Raw genomic sequence first — 19624 nt, 5'->3', positions numbered from 1 at the left:
GGCAGAATGCGGTTTAGTTCCCATTACAAAATGGAAGGCGATGATATAATCGATTACGTCTTTGAGCACAGTAATTTTTTTGATTCGAATGAAAATTTAGTTTGCGAAGAAATAGGGGACGGAAATATAAACTATGTCTATCGCATTTTTGACACGAACACAAAAAAATCTCTTATTTTAAAACAAGCTGATGTTCAAACAAGGGTGCGTCCCGACGGATATTTAAACCCGGATAGGAGCATCCGTGAAGCTGAAGTTTTAAAACTGTATAACGAATGTGCTCCCGGTTTTTCTCCGAAAATAATTTATGCCGATCCGGTTATGGCTGCAATCATAATGGAAGACATCGGTTCTTATTCTAATTTAAGAACGGAATTAATGGCCGGAAAAATATTTTACGGAATCGAAAAGCTGATTGTTCGGTTTATCGTAGACGCAAGCCTGCCTTCCACAGATTTGGTTTTAGCTTATCAAAAAAAATTTAAAGCAGCAGCCAAATTTTATAATCCCGATCTTTGTAAGATTACTGAAGACTTGGTTTTTACTCATCCTTATAAGGATGTAAGGCAAAGAAATATTTTGCTCCCCGAAAATGCCGACTGGCTTAAAAAAAAGTTCTATGAAGATTCAGATCTCATTGCAAGGGTTGCAGCCTTAAAAGAAAAATTCAATAACTATCCTCAAGGGCTTATTCATGGGGATCTGCATTCGGGTTCTATCTTTGTAAAAAATGAAAATGAAGAAATAAAGATAAAAATAATCGATCCCGAATTTGCTTTTTACGGCCCAATAGCCTATGATCTTGGGAATGTCCTTGCTCATTTTATTTTTGCTCAAGGCTATGCAAAATATTCGCCTCTTTTTGTTGATGAAGAAAAGCAAAGAACTGACTTTTTATCTTGGCTTGAAAATGCAAAAAACAATCTATTTAAATTCTTCCATATCTTTGCAAAAGATTTTCTTATTAAAAATATAAAGGATCCTGTTTATCAAAACGAAATTTTTATTGACAACTACATCGAAAAAATAAAAATTGATGCCGTTTCTTTTTGCGGTACCGAGTTAAACAGAAGGATAATCGGTTCTGCAAAAACAGCCGAAATTACAAGCATAAAAAAAATCGAAAACCGTATTGCCCTTGAAAGGGATTTAGCCGAACTGGGATGTGCCATGATTTTAAACCCCGAAGAAATTTTAAGAGGATTTTAAACTTGATGAAGGTGCTTGTGGGTTTGAGCGGAGGCGTTGATTCCGCTGTTGCGGCAAAACTATTGATAGATCAAGGTTATGATGTTACAGGCCTTACGATGCAGCTTTTACCGAAACTATCAGGCATTTATAAAGAGCAGACTGATGATATTGACGATGCAAAAAAAGTTGCAGCCAAGCTCGGTATAAAGCACATTGTATACGATATGAGGGAAACTTTTAAGGCTGAAATCATCGACTATTTTGTAGAAGAGTATAAACAAGGAAGAACGCCGAATCCCTGCTTTATATGTAACAGCAAAATAAAATTCGGTCTTTTTTTGGAACAAGCCTTAAAGGACGGCTTCGATAAAATTGCAACAGGCCATTATGCAAAAATAGAAAAAACCGAAATTGAAGGCGAGGAAAGATTTTTACTAAGGCAGGCTGAGGATGCTCAAAAAGACCAAAGCTATTTTTTAGCCCTTCTTACTCAAGAACAGCTTTCCCGTTCTATTTTTCCTTTAGGTGATTTTACCAAAGAAAAAGTGAGAAGCATAGCCGAAGATGCAGGCCTTATAAATGCTCACCGCCCCGACAGCCAAGACATCTGTTTTGTTCCAGATGACGATTATACAAGGGTAATAAACGCCCTTGCTGCGGATTCTTTTAAAGAGGGAAAATTTGTTGATACAATGGGAAATGAAATAGGCCGCCACAAAGGGCTTCAATATTATACCATAGGTCAAAGGCGCGGTCTTGCAATCGCAATGGGTTATCCCGTCTATGTTGTAAAAAAAGATGCAAAGGCGAACACGGTTACCGTAGGCAAGGATGAAGAACTCTTTGCTGAAAGTCTCACCGCCTCAGATGTAAATATAATCTCAAAAAAAACAATAGATAAAGAAATCGATATTGAGGTAAAAACACGATACCGCCAACAAAAGAAAAAGGCAAAATTGATTCCGCTTAAAAATGAGGACTTTAAACATACAGGGAAATTTAAGGTAGAATTTATAGAGCCTGAAAAAGCCGTCGCCGAAGGACAAGCCGCAGTTTTTTATGCCGGCAATTATATCATCGGCGGCGGCATAATAGAATCGGTTGAGAGGCTGGGAATACTTTAAAAATGAGCTTGACAACACTATATAATATAATATAATATAACAGGAGCTGTCTATGTTGTATAAAAAATCTTATTTTAAATTACATGCTAAAATTGTCTTACTTTCAATTATTCCGCTTGCATGTTCTGCTGCGATTCCATTGCTTTTAGGGAAAATAATAGATGACTTAAACAAGGGGTTTTCACCCGAAGTATTTAGAACCATAATAATTTGTTTTATCATTATCTTTGTTCAAAAAATTTTTAATTTTGTTTGGAACTATAATTTTAATACGGCAAAAAATATTGTTGCTGCTGCAGAAACCGAAATTCTTCTTGACGAGTTTTTAAGTGCAAAGTCTAATTTAGCCGGCACATTTAATAATGAAAAACTTTTAAACCGTATAGCCAATGAACCTTATAAATTGGGTTCTCTTTATGGGGTAAGCCCTGTAATGCTTGTCAATAATATTATGATGTTTGTAGTGGCTGTTTGTGTTCTTTTATATTTAAATTGGCAGCTCTTACTTTTAACTTCTCTTTTTATTCCGCTGATATATCTTATAGGCTGCTTTGTAAGAAAAAACATTATGAAGTATTCGAAAGAAAGTTCTTTAGCCTCCGAAAAATTTCTTTTGCATTTAGGTGAAGCCTTAAAAGGTTTTTCGGATATAAAAATTTTTTCTGCCGAAAAGAAAATAAAAACATCCTTAACAAAGGTAAGAAGAGATATGTTAAAGGTGGAAAAATCGGAAGAATTTTATCAGCGGCTTTATCGGGACATAAACGGATTTTTGTACACCTCTTTACCTCTTGTAAATTTAGTCGCCGGTTTTATACTAATGAAATACGGAAAAACTACATTGGGTGCTATAATTTCGTTTTATATGTATGTAGGACATTTCATTGAACCGGTACAAAATCTTGCCGACCTGCGTATGGCAATTTTAAATTCTAACGAAAAAAAGAAACTGGTTGATGAGATAAAAAAAGAATTTGCCGCCGATTTGGCAGGGCACAATAAAGCTGAAAACTTTAATTCCATTTTATTAAAGGATATAAAACATTCTTTTGAAAGTAAGGACATAAACATTAAAACCGATGTAGATATTTCATCGGCGGGTCTTTACGGTATTTCCGCCCCATCAGGTTTAGGTAAAAGTACTGCCTTAAAAATTCTTTCAGGACTTTTATATTCCGAAACGGCTGCCGCTTATATCGGAGGTAAGGATGTCAAAACCTTAAACCCCGATTCTCTTAACGGAAATATTTTTTACATAAACGATAAGTCTATAATTTTTCAAGGTACGGTTAAAGAAAATGCCGAACTTACCGAAGATGCTCATATTACAAAAGAAGTCTTTGATTCTATTTTTGATGAAAGCGATAATCTTTCGCTTGAAACTAATTTGGAAACTGAAGGAACAAATATTTCGTTGGGACAAAAACAAAGGGTGGTGTTGTTAAGGTTTTTTGCCCTTAAAGAAGAACCTAAAATTATCATATTAGATGAAGCCCTTTCGGGCCTTGATGAAATAAGGGAAACGCAGTCTATCGAAGCATTGCGTAAGGCTTTCCCTCATTCAATTATCCTTTTTATAACCCACCGCAAAAAATCTTTTGCTCTTTGCGATAAGGTTTTTGAATTTAAAGAAGGATAATTGAATTTCTTAGCCTCAAGACAAACTTCAAAAAAAATGTTATAATTCCACCCACTAGGAGATAGGAGATTACTATGATAAAACTTGCAACAATTGCCGGATCGGATGCATCCGGAGGGGCCGGCTTGGAAGCCGACTTAAAAACATTTCAGGAGTACGGTGTATATGGAATGGCTGCCGTTACGGTAATTGCAACGATGAATCCCGATAAAGAGTGGGGACATGAAGTTTTCCCTCTCGACGAGCAAACCATAAGAGCCCAGCTTGAAACAATTTTTAAGGGCATAGGCGTTAACGCTGCAAAAACGGGAATGCTTGCAACAAATTATGCAGTTGAGCTTTCTGCCGAATACTTAAAAAAATATAATGTAGAAAATTATGTACTGGACCCTGTAATGGTATGTAAGGGCGGAGACCTTGCCTTAAACCCCGAGCTTAATAATCTCATTATAAAAAAACTTTTGCCTTTAGCGAGAGTTATTACGCCGAATCTTTTTGAAGCGGGACAGATTGCAAAAATGCCGACACCTTCTACAATCGAAGAAATAAAAGAAGCCTGTAAGATTATTCACGGAATGGGTGTTCCCTATGTCTTTATAAAGGGCGGTGCCAAGTTGAATGAGGAACAATCGGCTATAGATATTTTTTATGACGGCAAGCAATTTTTAAAAGTGGAAGGCGGGCTCATCGATACAAGATGGACACATGGAGCAGGCTGCACAACAGCTGCTGCCATCGCTGCAGGTTTAGGCATAGGTCTTGAACCATACGAAGCCGTAAGAAGAGCAAAAAAGTTTATCACTTTAAGCCTTCAAAACGGATTCCAGCTTAATAAATGGGTCGGCCCAGGCAACCCTGCCGCATGGCGGAAGAGCTTTAATTAATTTGTAATTCCTGATAGGTAATGAGTAAGCCGCTTATTCGTGCGGAGGGTTTAATACCCCGACGCTTGCGTCGGGGTTGTTGATTACCCATTTTTAATTTTTAACCCTTCTTTAAAAAAAGTTTAAACTTTTTCCTATGACAAATGTCATATTTAAACTCCAAAAAATATGACAATTTTCAGTTTTAAAATTCCAAAAAAAAGGTATAATTATCTATAAAAGATATCGGAGGAAGTTATGATTTTAACGGTAAAAAATCTTGTAAAACGGTACAATGAAAAAACGGCACTTGATCACTTTAATATGGAAGTTAAAGAAGGCGAGATTCTGGGCCTTTTGGGCCCTAACGGATGCGGAAAAACTACAGCCATAAACTGTATGCTTTCCCTTTTAAAACACGGCAAGGGTGAAATCATCATTTTCGGCGAAGAAATGAAACCTAACGCCCTGCACATAAAAAAAAGAATAGGCCTTGTTCCTCAAGAGGTTTCGGTTTTCTATGATTTTACCGTAAAACAAAACATAGATTATTTTTGCGGCCTCTATGTAAACAATACTCAAGAAAGAAAAAAGCTGGTAGATGAAGCAATCGATTTTGTAGGCTTAAACAATTATGCTTCATTCCGTGCAAAAAAACTTTCAGGAGGCCTTCTCCGCCGGCTCAATATTGCATGCGGCATAGCACATAAACCTGAGCTGATTTTTTTGGATGAGCCCACAGTTGCCGTCGATGCCCAAAGCCGAAACTTTATTCTTTCAGGAATAAAGGAACTGGCAAAAAGAGGAAGCACCATCGTGTATACTACCCATTATCTTGAAGAAGTGGAAGAGCTTTGCGATAGAATCATTATCATGGATGAGGGAAGAGATATAGCAAACGGCACCTTAGAAGAATTGCACAAGCTGATCCGCACAAGCGAAAAAATGGTTGTTGAATTTGTTGAAACTAAGGATAACCTGCAAGAAGAACTAAAAAAAATCCCTCATGTTCTGGAAGTTACCAAAAACGGAAACGAGTTTTTAATCAGTTTTGAAAATTCGATTAACAACTTAAACGAACTTATTTTATTTATCAATAATAATAGTTTGGCTTATACCAAATTATATTCGGAGTTACCCAGCTTAAACGATATTTTCTTGGAGCTTACGGGAAAGGAGTTAAGAGACTGATGAAATTCTTTTTACGCGAAATAAAATATTATAGTATCGGAATGTTTTATTCTTTAGACGGAATGTTTTGGACTCTTTTATATCCTATTCTTATGGCTGGACTGTTCTTTACGATATTTTCGGCCGTAGGTAATTCCGATACCGGTAAAATAGAAATAGGAATTGAAAAAGACAATCCTGTTTATTATCCGCTTAAATTTACAGGGATGTTCAATACAAAAATAATAGATGAGACATCGGCAAATGAGATGCTTCGTACAAAAAAAATAAAAGCCTTTGTTGAAGCCGATCAATCTTTGAGGCTGAGCGAAGACGGATTATCTCAGACAATAACAAAAACCGTGCTGGATCAAATAAAACAAATCAAAGCCCTTAATATTCCAATGAATTCTTTTGAATATGGTAAAAACTATGTCGAAAGTAAAAACGAAAAAATGAGTTTAAGCATTATATTGTTCTATTCTCTTTTGGCAATGGTTTCGATTTATACAATGTTCGGCTCGATAGATATAGCCGTAAAAATACAGGGTAATATTTCAAAAATCGGAGCAAGAATTTGTACAACTCCCATTAAACGCTTTTATTCTTATCTTGCAGGAATTATATTTTACATTATCTTTAACCTTACAGCCAATCTCATATATATTTCCTTTGTGCTCTTTGTTTTAAAGATACCCTTTATTACCGATTTTAAAATTACTCTTTTACTCTTGATATATGCGAATTTTTTTGGAGCAGCTCTCGGCTTATTTATAGGCTCAACATCTATTGGAGATATTCGGTCAAAAAATATGATATGTGTTTTTACAAGTCTTTTTTTAGCCTTTCTATCCGGTATGATGGGACCTGAGGTAAAAATGTCCATTGAAAAAGCAATACCGATTTTAGGGACAATAAATCCTATAGCTATTTTTACTACCAATCTTTACAACATAAATATTTTGGGTGAATATAATGCGGTACCGTTATTTTTTATTGTCTACACAATAGGTATCGTAATTCTTTTATCTCTTTCATTTATTAACTCAAGGAAGGTGCAATATGATAGTTTATAAAAACTTTTTAAGATTAATTTGTACAAAAGTAATAAGTACTATTATTTATGTTGTTATTTTTTTGTTCATCAGTTTTATGACATTAAAGTCTCAAAATTCTCAGGTAAGCGAATTCGCAGAAACACCTTTAACCGTAAATATAATCGATAGGGACGGCTCCGAACTATCGAAACATTTAATTTCCTATTTGAAGTCAAAACATGATGTTATTATTATAGACGAAAAAGGCAAGACCGATGAAGAAATTTTACGCGAGTTAAAAAAAGATATTTCTCTGCAAAGAATACATGCTGGGATTATTATAAATAAACATATGGAAGAAAATGTAATGAACGGTAAAAAGGCCCTTATAACTTTTAAAGATGACAGAAAAAAGTCGGGCTTTTATATGGATTTACAGCTTAATACATATTTAACATTTGCTTCAAGTGTAAAAAAGACTCAAGGATATTTCGATTTTCAGAGAATCGAAAAAGCTCTTAAAGTAAACACAAAGGTGAATAAGATTAGTTTTCAGGAGAATACTTCGGTAAATATTTGGTTTAAAATATTTTTTAACTTTTTAGGCTGGATAGTTTTTTCGGTTGTTCTTAATTCTGTAGGCTGGGCGATGTTCGAGTTAAATAACGAACGCTTAAAAATGCGGAATAATGTTTCTCCGGTATCGACTTTTCGCTTTGTTTGTGAAAACTTTTTGGCTCAATTAACGATAGTAATTTTTATTCTTTCAATATTGATAGGTTTTGCTATTATTACAAATATAACGAGATTGGAAAAAATCCCTCTTTTATTATATACATTTAATGCCTTAATGTACACGGCTGTTATTTTAAGTTTAACTTTTATGCTTAATTCTTTTTTAAAAAAAGGCTCTGTTATGGGTATAGTCGGCACTGTTCTTCCTCTTTCATTAGCCTTTATTTCGGGTATCTTTGTTGAACAAGAATTGCTTCCGGATTTTATTGTAAATATCTCCCGCCTTTTCCCGACCTATTATTATATAATGGCAAACGAATTTACTCAAGTTAATTTATCGATTGATTGGAAAAATATCGGAATGCTCTTTTTATTCTTATTTCTTTATTTTACTGTTGGAACTTACTTTTCAAAATTAGGAAGGTCGCAAAGCAAGATAGAATTTGCTCAGCAATAAAAAAAGCCGGTAAGATTTTTATCTTATCGGCTTTCTTGTTTAAATCATTCCTTCAACCATCAGCTTTTCGAACCATAAAAATGCTCCGACTGTAATCGTTAAGGTTCCGTTAACGGAGGGAGTTCCCTTTTTAACATAAACGGTAATTCCGTTATTTTCAAATTTATTGAAGTGATCGATATTTCGCGGCATTCCGACATACACGGCCGGATCTAAAGTTGTCCCTCCTCACGAAGCACACATATTAAGCATACAGTGAACCGTATCCGCGTTTTTTGCTTTAATTTTGTCTCTAGCAGAATCTTCAACTATGATATTCATTTTTGGCCTCCAAAAAATAATTGTAATCTACCTTTATCAACACCTTTATGAATTGTTTCAAGGCTCTTACAAACCTAAGATAAAAACTTTTTGAATGAAAGTCAAGAAATTTAAGAAAGTTTTTTGATATGATTAATGAGTAAATTGGACTATAAAGTCTTTTGGAGAAATTATTTGTAAATTCGAACCATTAAAATCAGATATATTTCTGGTAATAATCATACTACAATCATGCGATTCAGCTACTGCATTTTGTAAAGAATCTTCAAAATCAGCCCAATCTGAGTCGATTGCTGACATAATTTCCTTATCGGAAATACCTGCCACTGTTATAATCTGTAGAAGAGTTTTTATAAGGTTTTTAACTCTGATTTTGTCCCTCAATTCTTTATAAGCTATATAGTAAATATCCGTAATCGCCGATGCAGAAACATATGCCTGAATATTCCCACATGTAAGTTCTAATACAGCAATAGCATCTTGTACAAATGAAGCTCTATTTAATAACACATCCAGTATGACATTTGTATCAATTAGGACTTTCATATTTTTTTAATCTCTCTTTCCTGTAATCATCAAGGGATTTTCCTGTATAGGGAATTGCACCGACTAGAGATTTTATAAGATTTATTTTAGATGTTTGTCTTAAATTAGACTTAAAAACTCTATAAGTTATAACCACCTCCTGACCTTGCCGGAGTTTTACAGGAGAATCTAAAACTATTTGAGTTCCATTGTAATAACCTTTTACAGTTTCCAGCATATACTTACCCCTCCATGTCATGATTATTATATCATTTTTAAAGAAAAATTTACAGCCCTTTTTTAAATCTTTCTACCCTTAAGCCGAACAATCACAGTCATCTACAAAGAGCAAAAACCAATTATCGGCAATATCGAAAAAGTAAAAGGTCTTTTTTATGAAGCCGTCGTCTAAGACAACTATTTTTAAGATTGCCTTATAGTTTTTTGGTAAGTTTATTTTTAAGTTCTTTATTTCATCGCTTTCAAAACTTGCAGGATCGACGGCCTCGGGGATTTCTTTGACAATGGCACAATATACGCCGTCTTTATCTTTAGACTCTTCACAAAAACCGCCGTCAGGCATTCTATTATAAAAGGGGATGGAGCCTCCGAATTTATTGGCCGAGGGTTTGGTAGAAAAATCGGCGCTTTCATCAAAGCCGAAACCATCCTCTGCCGAAAAAAGAAGTGGAGCTGCACCGGGATTATAAAAACGCCTTATGCCGTAATCAGGGTGAACAAAATCGGCTAATTTTGGGCTTGAATTTTTTAAAAGAAGATTAAAGTTATTTTCCCAATACACATTCGATAAAAAAGAAAAAGCAAAGGAAATGAGGTTCCCCTCATCATAAGATTTTTCATCTTCAATCCCTTCTTGAGAAACTGATGCCGAAGTCAGCTCAAAAGAATCTATTATATGAGTTAAAATATCCCTATATGTATCATACTCTTTTTTGTTATATTCAAATCTGATTATATAAAACTTTTCATTTATAGCAAGGGCCTGACAAAAAAACATCTTGTCCTTTGAATAGCCTTTTAAAATAAAGCCGTCACGGCCCATATTTTTATCGCTTACCGTAAATTTTTCCGCTTCTTTTTTTTCGTAAAGGTCAGCAGTTTTAAAAATAAACTCGGGGCTTAAATCTTTTAAGTCCGAAACGGAAACCGATAAACTCACCTCTCCGTCATTACTCGTAAATACTTGTTCTGCAGGAGCGCCGTCTATAGGTCTTAAAATTTCTGAAGGGTAATCGATTTCATAACCTGCTTCCGTATTTGTGTAGGTTAAATATTTTCCTGTAAATTCGGGATTTTGTTTTGAACAAGAAGATATAAAAATTAATGTAAAAAGAATAAAATAAACTTTTCTTAGGTTAAACATATTTTCCTTTTGGATAATCCATCTTTAAAGTATAATTTGTGTGATTTATAATATAAATATAAGCTAATTTACTTTTCATGTCAATAAACTATTTTATACTTTCTCACCGTTCATCCTACGTTGAAAGACAATAATAGCAAGAACGAAGATGACTATTGTATAGATCATTACAACAGTCAGATGAGAAAGGGCATGACCGAAATTACCGCTTAAGGTTGATTTTATTGCTTCCGCACTATGATAAAATGGCAGGATATTTGTTATTTTTTTAAAAGCTCCGCCTATTAAATCAATCGGAATAAATACTCCGGATAACCATCCGGCGACATTTGTTAACAAGGCTCCGCAAACTCCTCCGACTGCTTTATCATTCATAAGACTGCCGAAGAGCAGGCCTGTTCCCACGAATAGTAGAGAGGTTAAAGCTGTCACAATCACCGCAAACAGGAAGTTAATAGTTATTTCAAGACCAAAAGCTCCCGCCGCCAATAAGGTTATCGCCGCCTGCACTATTGTCATAGCCAGCATAGGTAAAGTGTATCCCAAGATAAAATCTACGGAAGTCATAGGAGAAGTAAACAGGCGCATTAAAAAAGATGAAGTACGGTCTTTTGATAGCAGCATACCGGAGAATAATGCCATAAATACGCTCCCAAACATCGCTAAGCCGGGTGCAAGATTCCTTATTTCAAACATAGGATTTTCGGCTTCAGGCGGAATGGCAGCATTAATAATGGATAGAAGAATCAACAATATGATAGGAAATCCCAAACCGAAAAAGAAATTTATGGGATCACGCAAAACTTCTTTTGTATTTCTTCTTGCAAATAAAAGTATCCTCATAACACACCTCCGGAAAGTATAACAAAAGCGTCCTCCAGCTTGACAGTATCTGTTTGCATAGTTAATTCCTGTACCGTACCCATCGCTTTTAACTTGCCTTTTGACATTATTCCGACACGGTCGGACAGCGTTTCAACTTCATCCATGTAATGAGTTGTGAGTATAATTGTCACTTTTCCTTTTAACTCTTTAATGGATGCCCATAACTCACGGCGAGCCAATACATCAAGCCCCAGGGTAGGTTCATCGAGAAATAAAATCTGCGGATCTGAAATCAGTGCCATTGCAATAGAAAGGCGCCTCTGCATACCTCCCGATAAGTGTTTTGCTTTTTTGTTCAATTCATTTTCCAATTTGAACTTTTGAGCTATCTCGTAAGCATTTTTCTTTGCTGTTTTACTGTCTTGTCCGTAGATTCCCGCAATAAGTTCCAAGTTCTCTAGAACCGACAAATTAGCGGCTACCGCCGTTTCCTGAGGAGAAATATTTATTTTTTTCTTTATTGCATGGGATGCTGAAATAATACTGTTGCCAAGCAACAAGGCATCACCGCTCGTGGGTTTTATTAGACAAGAAAGCATTTTAATTGTTGTGGTTTTTCCGGCTCCGTTCACACCGAGTAAGGCAAATAATTCACCCTGCTCAACAGTTAAATTAAGATTATCTACAGCAGTTATACCGCCGTATTTTTTTGTAAGCTGTGCAGCTACAATGGCACTCATTCTTCGTCCTCCTTTGGTACATTACCTCCGAAAATATTGTCAATAATACTTGTGAACATATTTTTAGGCGGAATGGCAATGCCTTGATTTATATCTCCCAAAACAATCAAGGTATCACCGGGATTAATGTTGAAAACATCACGGGCTTCTTTAGGTATAACAAACTGCCCTTTCTCTCCAACCTTAACCGTCCAAGCATATTTTCCTTTTGGATAACCCATTTTCTCACCTCCAAACATAAAGTATGATTTGTATGATTTATAGTATAAATATAACATAATTTACTTTTCATGTCAATAAGCTATCGGCTATGATAATTTGAAGGCTGTTAAAGTAGGGAAACCCATCTATGCCGAACACGATGATAACTACTATCTTGAGTGTGTCGAGAATTTGAAAGGCAAGGGAATTAAGCCGGAATAAGAAAAAAATGCACTGCAAAAGTTTTGCAGTGCATAAAAATTATTGGATTATTTCTTCGGCCATGTCGATGGTCATCTTTTTTATGTCTGTAAAATCTGCGGACATAATTATCTTTGTATTTTCATCTATAGAACTTAAAGCGTTTATCCATTCTTGCGAAACGGTGAGTTTTGCAGCTTCCATACCGCCTTGAATTTGGGTAGAAGCTGCAATTTTTTTAATACCGTCGGCAGTGGCTTCGGCAACGGCAACAATTTCGCGGGCCTGACCTTCCGCCTCATTTATCATTCTTTCTTTTTCACCTTCGCTTATGTTTACGGCTTCTTCATAAGCCGCTCTTGAAAGGTTGATAACCGTTTCCATCTCTCCGACCGAGTGGGCTATTTCTGCTCGTTTTTCTCTTTCGGCCTTCATCTGGTTTTCCATGGCATCCATAATAGAATCGGAAACTCTTATGTTCTGAATTTCGTAACGGGTAACTTTTACGCCCCAAGGATCCGAAGCTTCATCTACGGCTTTTACAACCTGAGCATTTATCTGTTCCCTTGCTTCAAAGGTGTCATCCAAATCCAGCTGTCCTACTACAGAGCGCATGGTCGTCTGTGCAAGCAAAATAGTTGCATAGCGGTAATCGCGTATACCGTAGCTTGCCTTAATCGGATCAAAGACTTGAAGATAGAGGATTCCGTCAATGCGTACCTGAACGTTGTCCTTGGTAAAACAGTCTTGGGCGGGAACATCTATGGCCTGTTCCTTTAGATTTTGCTTATACTTTACTCTATCCAAAAACGGAAATAGAATATGAAAACCGGCATCCAAGGTTGTGTGATACTTGCCTAAGCGTTCTACAATCAGGGCAACCTTATGCGGAACAATTCGAATGCTTCTAAAAAGAGCAACAATAAAAACTATGGCAATGATTGCCGCAATAACAATCGGGATTATAAAATTAAGCATTTTGACCTCCCTGTATGACCTTCACTTCTTTTCCTGCATTTTTAATGATATCGCTAAAGGCTGCAAGGCCTGCAATGTTTTCGGGGTAAACCGAAACATTTGATTTTTTAATAATATGCTCGAACCTTTGAATATAGTTTTCGGCAAGACGGATGCCCATAGCCGTTCTTCCTCCCGGTTGAGAAAGCGCATCTGCAATTAAACGCAAGCCTTCGGCTGTCGCATTACTCGTTATCTCTATAGCCTTTGAGCGGCCTTCGGCAAGATTGATTCTTCGCTGCTTTTCGCCCATAGCCTTGTTTATAGCTTCTTTCTTTTTACCCAAAGAAATATTTATTCGGGACTGCTGTTTTCCTTCACTCGAAAGAATATTAGCCCGCTTTTCTCTTTCGGCCCTCATCTGCCTTTCCATGGCTTCGAGGATTGTGCGGGTAGGCGTAATATCCCGTATTTCGTAGCGGGTAACCTTTATGCCCCAGTTGTCGGAAGCTTCATCGAGGGCCTTTACTATATTGTCGTTTAAGCCTTCTCTTCCGCAAAAAGTTTTATCAAGTTCCAGTTTTCCTATTTCGCTTCGCATAGTTGTTTTTGCAAGCTGGGCGACTGCATAGCGGTAATTATCGATTCCATAGCTTGCCTTAACCGGATCGAATATTTTTAGATAAAGAATTCCGTCAACCTGTACCTGAACGTTATCGGCCGTGATACAAACTTGAGGATCTACGTCCAAGGCTTCTTCCTTTAGATTTTGCTTATAAGCAATCCTGTCGATAAATGGGGTTAAGATATGGAAACCCGCAGTAAGAGTCCGCGAATATTTTCCAAGCCTTTCAATAACATAACTTTCTTGTTCCGGAACTACAACGGCTATCGAAAACAAAATAATAACCGCTACTACCAGAGCAACATATAAAGCTATCATCAGAGCGACCTCCTAATTTGATTTTTAGGTTAATAAAATTGATATTTTAATAACTTATAATTGATTGTAACTTGTTTTGTAAGATTTGTCTATAGTTTTAACATGATGAATTTGCTTATATCAATTTTTTTTATCTTCTTGTAAGTTTCTCATCTTTATAGTAGTATGAGCTTTCTTTAGTTTAAGGAAGCATTAAATCGATGAAAGAGCAGCGAGAAGAAAATAAGGACTTTCTTACCACACAGATAATTACATACCTCGGAAATAAAAGATCTTTGATAGATAAAATAGAAGAAGAGGTAAAACTTATTTCGAAGTGCTTAAACAAGGAAAAACTTATCTGTGCGGATATTTTTTCTGGTTCCGGTATAGTTGCCCGCATGTTAAAAAAATATGCTTCAAAAATAATCGTTAATGATTTGGAAAATTATTCATTTGTGATAAACTCCTGCTATCTTACAAACAAAGAAGAATATCCTAAAAAACTTTGTAATGAATTACGAGATGAAATTATATCTTCTTCTTTAAAGAAAAAAACTCCCGGCATAATTAACGAAAACTATGCTCCTAAGGATGACAACAAAATCGAAAAAGGAGAAAGAGTTTTTTATACACATAAGAATGCTCTTTTAATCGACACATACAGAAATCTTATCGATAAAATTGTTAGAGAAGAAAATTTAAAAAAATTTTTTTTAGCTCCATTAATTACCGAAGCTTCAATTCACGTAAATACGAGCGGTGTATTTAAGGGCTTTTATAAGGATAAGAATACGGGGATAGGCTGTTTCGGTGCCAGCGGAAAAAATGCCTTAACAAGAATATTGGGCGAAGTAGAATTAAAAGAACCGGTCTTTAGTAATTTTAATTCCGAACTTGAAATTTTTACTAAGGATGCAGTTCTTCTTTCAAAAGAAATAAAGAATGTTGATATGGTTTATATCGACCCTCCTTATAATCAGCACCCCTATGGTTCAAATTATTTTATGCTTAATTTAATTCTTAAAAATAAACTTGATGTTCATATAAGTCCCGTCAGCGGAATTACCCAAGGATGGAATCGTTCCGTTTTTAATAAACCTTATCTTGCTCTAAAATCTATGGAAGAAATTATCTCTTCTCTTGATGCAAGGTATGCCGTCATCTCCTACAACTCGGAAGGTTTTATTTCTTTTGAAGAGATGACAAATATGTTACAGAAATACGGAGAATTAAAAACCGTCGAAATAAAATATAATACTTTTCGGGGGAGCCGAAATCTTAACAAGAGAAATATTCATGTTTCGGAATACTTGTTTGTTTTAAAAAAATAGATTAAAATAACATTAATGGAAGAACAATTATCGAACTTTAGAATCAAACAGGGACGCAGTGTTTTTAATGCATACAATGGAATCAATTCATTTTCGTTTGCACTCGTTACCGGAAACACAATTACTCTTTATGCTCTTGCTTTAAAAGCCAACAGCACCGTTATAGGTTTGCTTACAGCCTTCATGTACATGTGCTATTTTACAATTCCTTTAGGAAAGCTTATGGCTCGTCGTTTTACTATCGTAAAGACCTTTGCCTATACTTGGTTTTTGCGCAACGCCTCGCTTTTACCTATCTTGTTTATTCCATTCTTTTATTTTAGAGACGAAAATGAAGCTGCCATCTTTATGCTTTTACTTGCGGTAGCTCTTTTTAATTTTTTTAGAGGAGCCGGCATAGTTGCGAATAATCCTGTCATAAGTCTTTTGGCTCCCGGCAAGGACCGGAATTCTTATATAGTTAAAATATCATTGACAAACAATACGGCCGCGCTCGCAGCCATAATATTTTTAACCGTCTTTTTATGGTTTTCTCCAAGGTTTGGAATCGATATAGTTTCTACATATAATATAACTGCAATTATAGGAATTATTACGGGATTTGCTGCATCTGCTCTTTTGCTTAAACTTCCGGATCCCGATTTTGAAAGAAGAATGGAGGCTGTGAAAGAAGCTAGGGCAGAGGGAAGAAGTCAAAAGGAAATAAGAAAGCTAAAGAGGGGAAATCAAAATCTTCAAAAGGGTTCTTTTTTCTCGGCTTCAAAAGAAGCCTTTGGCGATAAAAATTTTAAGCTCTATATTTTTTCGTTTTTTATAATTCAATTCGGAATAAGTTTAGCCCGTCCCTTTATAATTGTTTACGGTAAGGCCGTTTATTCTATCCCCGATAATTTGGTAATAATTTTTTCTCTTGCTTCAACCATGGGCTCTCTTTTGGTTGGACTTTTAATGCGCCTCTTGATAGACAGGATGGGGGCAAAGCCGATGTATGTTATTTTTACGGCTCTTAGTGCGGCAGCCTTGATCCCTGCAATTATAGCACCTGCCAGAGAAATGTACTTGATTGCCTTTATCTTTTTGATTGTATTTTCAATGATAACAAATATGGGCTTTTCCGCTCAAATGGATGCATCGCAAGCTTACTTTTTTGGGATAGTGCCGTCAAAGTCCTTGATGGATTTAAGTATGCTCAATTTTTTTGTGATGGGTATTACGGGAGCCTTGGGTTCAATCTTGGGAGGCCGTATTTTGGATATGCTTCAAACTTCAGGGCTTTCCAACTTAAGTATGTATCGTTTGTTTTTTTCGGGAGTAGTAATCTGTATTCTTTTCGGAATGATTTTTCAGATTAGGCTTTTGAACCTTGGAGGCCGGCTTGTAAAAGATGCTCTTGCAGTTATTTTTTCTCCGCGTGATATGAAGGCCTTAAACCTTTTGTATAAACTTGATTCAAGTGAGAGTCTCCAGACCGAAGAAAAAATTTTGCACGAGCTTACGGCAACGGCTTCTCAAGAATCGGCCGATAAGTTAAATCAGTATATGAGGTCTCCGCGTTTTTCTATCAGGTACTCTGCAATGGAGGCTTTGAATTCTTTAGAAAAACTTTCTGCAAAAAATAGAGAAACTCTTTTAGAAGAATTGAATAAGGGAGAATTTACTACGGCCGCTCTTGCTGCAAAAACTCTTGCTCATTTTAATGTGCATCAAGCTGTTGAACCTTTGCGGAAAGCTCTTGAAAGTAAAGATTATCTTTTGTCAGGGGAGGCGATGATTGCCCTTGCTCATCTTAAAGATGAAGCTTCGCAATTTAAGATTTCACAAATTTTATCCGAAACAAAAAATCCTAAAATATTGCTTTCCGGAATTAAAGCGATGGAAACTTACAGATCGGTAAATTCCATTCCGTTTATAATCGACTTACTTCGCAGGGAAGGTCTTCCTTCTTTGGTAGAAGATGAGGCCTATTTAAGTTTGGCTTCAATGATGAAGGTTGAAGGCGGTTTTTATTTTGCTTATGATAGATTTAAAAACGAGGCGCGAGATACGGGGTCGATTTTTACCGACATGCTTGATGAAGCTTTTGCAAAAAGAAAAAAATCGGATCTTGAATTTAAAAAGATAATTTTAACATTTATAAGCGAGGCTTCAAATGATACCGAATTTATAAAATGGTTTTTGGATTTGGCAGAAAAATTTTTAGGAGTAAACTCTGCTTTGCTTTTAAGTGTTATAATGGATGTCGATATGGTTACAAACAAGTCCTTTAGATTTTTCTTATGCTATTGGGCTGTGTCTATTTTTATGGAACCTAAGTTGGCTGAAATTTAAAAGATATTTTTATGAGATATATCTTAGGAGGTAGGAGATGAATGAGATTATTAAGAACATGCTTACGCGTGTGAGTGTCCGTAAGTTTACGGCTGAGAGGGTCGAAGACGAAAAACTTAAAACAATTGTAGAATGTGCCAAGGCTTCTCCGACAGGTAAAAACAGACAGATGAGGAAATTCACTGTTGTGCATAATCGGGAAAAGATACAGGAACTTGCAAGGGCTGTTTCTTCCGTACTCGATATTCCGAATTATAGAATTTATGATTGTGATGCTTTGATACTCATCAGCTTTGAAGAAGATGACCGTTTCGGTTATTGTGATTCTTCGGTTGCAATTGAGAATATCTATCTTGCGGCTCATGCTTTGGGATTGGGTTCCGTTTGGATAAATCAGTTGAGAGAAAAATGCAATTCACCGGAGATAAGACGGGTTTTAGATTCTTTTAATATTCCTAAAAATCACGTAGTCTGCGGAATATCGGCTATCGGTTATCCTGCAGAACATCCCGAACCTAAAACCCGTACCGAACCTGTGGAGTTTATAAATTAAGTTTTATAGGCGATGTTAAAAATTCCCCGTAGGTTTTACATAGGGAAGATAATCGCCGTAGCCTTCTTTTTCCATTTTATCGTAGGGGATAAAGCGTAAGGCCGCACCGTTAATGCAATAGCGTAAGCCTCCTGCATCGGCAGGGCCGTCATCAAAGACGTGGCCTAGGTGAGCTCCGCCTGTTTTTGATACGACTTCAGTTCTGTTCATGCCGAGGCTTTTGTCTTCCAAATATTGAAGGGCCTGTGTTGTAATAGCCTTTGTAAATGATGGCCATCCGCAGCCTGCATCATATTTATTTAATGAAGAAAAAAGAGGTTTCCCTGTGGTAATATCAACATAAATTCCTTCAGCATCGAATTTATCATATTCGCTTGTAAAGGGGCTTTCCGTTGCCTTTTCTTGTGTAACCGAAAACTGTATCGGTTTTAAGGATTTTTTTAATTCTTCTTTTGACGGTACTTTAAATTTACTTTCATCATAAAGAGGTTTTAAAGCAAGGGTTAAGTCTATGTGGCAATATCCTCCGGGATTTTTTTGAAGATAGTCTTGATGATAGTCTTCTGCAAGAATAAAATGCTTAAGTTTTTCTACCTCAACAACAATGGGCCTCGAATATTTTTTTTGCATAAACTTTACAAAACTATTTATTTCTTTAATCATAGAATCATCTACATAATAAATACCTGTTCTGTATTGACGGCCTGCATCGTTTCCCTGTTTGTTTAAAGATGTGGGGTCTATTATTCTAAAATAATGAGCCAATAATTCCTGTAAACTTACTACCGAAGAATCATAAACTATCTTAACAGTCTCGGCATGATCGCTCTGATGTAATCCCTTGTAGTTTGCAGAATCGTTTTTTCCGTTTGCATAACCCGTGTCCGTTTCTTTAACACCGGGAATTTGGCGAAAATATCCTTCAACGCCCCAGAAGCAGCCGCCTGCAAGATATATTTCTTTAATCATTCCTTTTCCTCCAATGGGTAATTTTTGTTCTGCCTGAGCCTTTGTACATGATAGAAATAAAACTATCATCATTAAAAAACTCAAGTGGAATAAAATGTTTTTATTCTTCATATCTAATTCCTCTCGAAAAAAATGTACTTCTTTTTTT

At 36.0% G+C, this 19624-nt stretch carries 20 protein-coding genes; 10 read left to right on the top strand and 10 right to left on the bottom strand.

The features are described from left to right. Positions 1-6 precede the first annotated feature (6 nt). The 7 genes from mtnK to HYB91_RS09375 all read left to right on the top strand — a co-directional run bounded on the left by mtnK (position 7) and on the right by HYB91_RS09375 (position 8216). Positions 7-1209, top strand: coding sequence for an S-methyl-5-thioribose kinase (gene mtnK, locus HYB91_RS09405; protein ID WP_002677070.1), 1203 nt, complete (start codon positions 7-9; stop codon positions 1207-1209). A 5-nt stretch (positions 1210-1214) separates the two neighbouring features. Further along, positions 1215-2315, top strand: coding sequence for a tRNA 2-thiouridine(34) synthase MnmA (gene mnmA / locus HYB91_RS09400; RefSeq protein WP_002677073.1), 1101 nt, complete (start codon positions 1215-1217; stop codon positions 2313-2315). Between the two features lie 52 nt (positions 2316-2367). Beyond that, complete coding sequence (locus tag HYB91_RS09395) at positions 2368-3954, top strand: ABC transporter transmembrane domain-containing protein (protein ID WP_002677074.1); 1587 nt, start codon at positions 2368-2370, stop codon at positions 3952-3954. A 74-nt stretch (positions 3955-4028) separates the two neighbouring features. Continuing rightward, positions 4029-4838 carry a bifunctional hydroxymethylpyrimidine kinase/phosphomethylpyrimidine kinase gene (gene thiD / locus HYB91_RS09390; protein WP_002677075.1) on the top strand — a complete coding sequence of 270 codons (810 nt, stop codon included), beginning with the start codon at positions 4029-4031 and terminating at the stop codon, positions 4836-4838. A gap of 237 nt (positions 4839-5075) precedes the next feature. Continuing rightward, positions 5076-6008 (top strand): ABC transporter ATP-binding protein, encoded by a 933-nt coding sequence (locus HYB91_RS09385; RefSeq protein WP_002677076.1) that lies wholly within the window; start codon positions 5076-5078, stop codon positions 6006-6008. Then, on the top strand, positions 6008-7063 hold the full coding sequence (locus HYB91_RS09380; protein WP_002677077.1) for an ABC transporter permease: 1056 nt from the start codon (positions 6008-6010) through the stop codon (positions 7061-7063). Before HYB91_RS09385 ends, HYB91_RS09380 begins: the two co-directional genes overlap by 1 nt. Beyond that, positions 7050-8216, top strand: coding sequence for an ABC transporter permease (locus HYB91_RS09375; protein WP_002677078.1), 1167 nt, complete (start codon positions 7050-7052; stop codon positions 8214-8216). The genes HYB91_RS09380 and HYB91_RS09375 overlap by 14 nt, the downstream gene beginning before the upstream one ends. A 39-nt stretch (positions 8217-8255) precedes the next feature. Here the strand turns inward: HYB91_RS09375 and HYB91_RS12965 are convergent, their stop codons facing one another. From HYB91_RS12965 to HYB91_RS09330, 9 genes are all read right to left on the bottom strand, one after another. Next, a complete protein-coding gene (locus tag HYB91_RS12965; RefSeq protein WP_289779853.1) occupies positions 8256-8537 on the bottom strand; it encodes a CC/Se motif family (seleno)protein in 282 nt (93 codons plus the stop codon). Between the two features lie 132 nt (positions 8538-8669). Next, a complete protein-coding gene (locus tag HYB91_RS09365) occupies positions 8670-9083 on the bottom strand; it encodes a PIN domain-containing protein (protein ID WP_002669943.1) in 414 nt (137 codons plus the stop codon). Next, positions 9067-9300, bottom strand: coding sequence for a hypothetical protein (locus tag HYB91_RS09360; RefSeq protein ID WP_002669944.1), 234 nt, complete (start codon positions 9298-9300; stop codon positions 9067-9069). Before HYB91_RS09360 ends, HYB91_RS09365 begins: the two co-directional genes overlap by 17 nt. Before the next feature lie 78 nt (positions 9301-9378). Then, positions 9379-10446, bottom strand: a complete 1068-nt coding sequence (locus HYB91_RS09355) for a hypothetical protein (protein WP_002677082.1) — start codon at positions 10444-10446, stop codon at positions 9379-9381. Between the two features lie 93 nt (positions 10447-10539). After that, positions 10540-11289, bottom strand: a complete 750-nt coding sequence (locus HYB91_RS09350) for an ABC transporter permease (RefSeq protein WP_002677084.1) — start codon at positions 11287-11289, stop codon at positions 10540-10542. Beyond that, a complete protein-coding gene (locus HYB91_RS09345; RefSeq protein WP_002677086.1) occupies positions 11286-12011 on the bottom strand; it encodes an ABC transporter ATP-binding protein in 726 nt (241 codons plus the stop codon). The genes HYB91_RS09350 and HYB91_RS09345 overlap by 4 nt, the downstream gene beginning before the upstream one ends. Continuing rightward, positions 12008-12232 carry an AbrB/MazE/SpoVT family DNA-binding domain-containing protein gene (locus tag HYB91_RS09340; protein ID WP_002672276.1) on the bottom strand — a complete coding sequence of 75 codons (225 nt, stop codon included), beginning with the start codon at positions 12230-12232 and terminating at the stop codon, positions 12008-12010. Before HYB91_RS09340 ends, HYB91_RS09345 begins: the two co-directional genes overlap by 4 nt. A 241-nt stretch (positions 12233-12473) precedes the next feature. After that, positions 12474-13391: an SPFH domain-containing protein gene (locus HYB91_RS09335; protein WP_002677091.1), complete on the bottom strand. Its 918-nt coding sequence runs from the start codon at positions 13389-13391 to the stop codon at positions 12474-12476. Next, entirely contained in the window at positions 13384-14313 is a 930-nt protein-coding gene (locus tag HYB91_RS09330; RefSeq protein WP_002669950.1) for an SPFH domain-containing protein, read from the bottom strand. The genes HYB91_RS09335 and HYB91_RS09330 overlap by 8 nt, the downstream gene beginning before the upstream one ends. 200 nt (positions 14314-14513) lie before the next feature. On the opposite strand from HYB91_RS09330, the gene HYB91_RS09325 reads away from it, so the two are divergent. The 3 genes from HYB91_RS09325 to HYB91_RS09315 are packed head-to-tail and all read left to right on the top strand — an operon-like array spanning position 14514 to position 18507. Further along, positions 14514-15626: a DNA adenine methylase gene (locus tag HYB91_RS09325; protein WP_002677093.1), complete on the top strand. Its 1113-nt coding sequence runs from the start codon at positions 14514-14516 to the stop codon at positions 15624-15626. Between the two features lie 15 nt (positions 15627-15641). Beyond that, entirely contained in the window at positions 15642-17954 is a 2313-nt protein-coding gene (locus tag HYB91_RS09320; protein WP_002677094.1) for an MFS transporter, read from the top strand. A 37-nt stretch (positions 17955-17991) separates the two neighbouring features. Continuing rightward, positions 17992-18507, top strand: coding sequence for a nitroreductase family protein (locus tag HYB91_RS09315; protein ID WP_010698746.1), 516 nt, complete (start codon positions 17992-17994; stop codon positions 18505-18507). A gap of 15 nt (positions 18508-18522) precedes the next feature. Here HYB91_RS09315 and msrB read toward each other — a convergent pair whose 3' ends face one another. Beyond that, positions 18523-19587, bottom strand: a complete 1065-nt coding sequence (gene msrB / locus HYB91_RS09310) for a peptide-methionine (R)-S-oxide reductase MsrB (protein ID WP_002677096.1) — start codon at positions 19585-19587, stop codon at positions 18523-18525. Positions 19588-19624 lie beyond the last annotated feature (37 nt).

Source organism: Treponema sp. B152, from assembly GCF_024181665.1.
Lineage (GTDB): Bacteria > Spirochaetota > Spirochaetia > Treponematales > Treponemataceae > Treponema_B > Treponema_B denticola.
The sequence above is the reverse complement of the archived record's forward strand: the minus strand, read 5'-3'. Positions and strand labels throughout refer to the sequence as shown.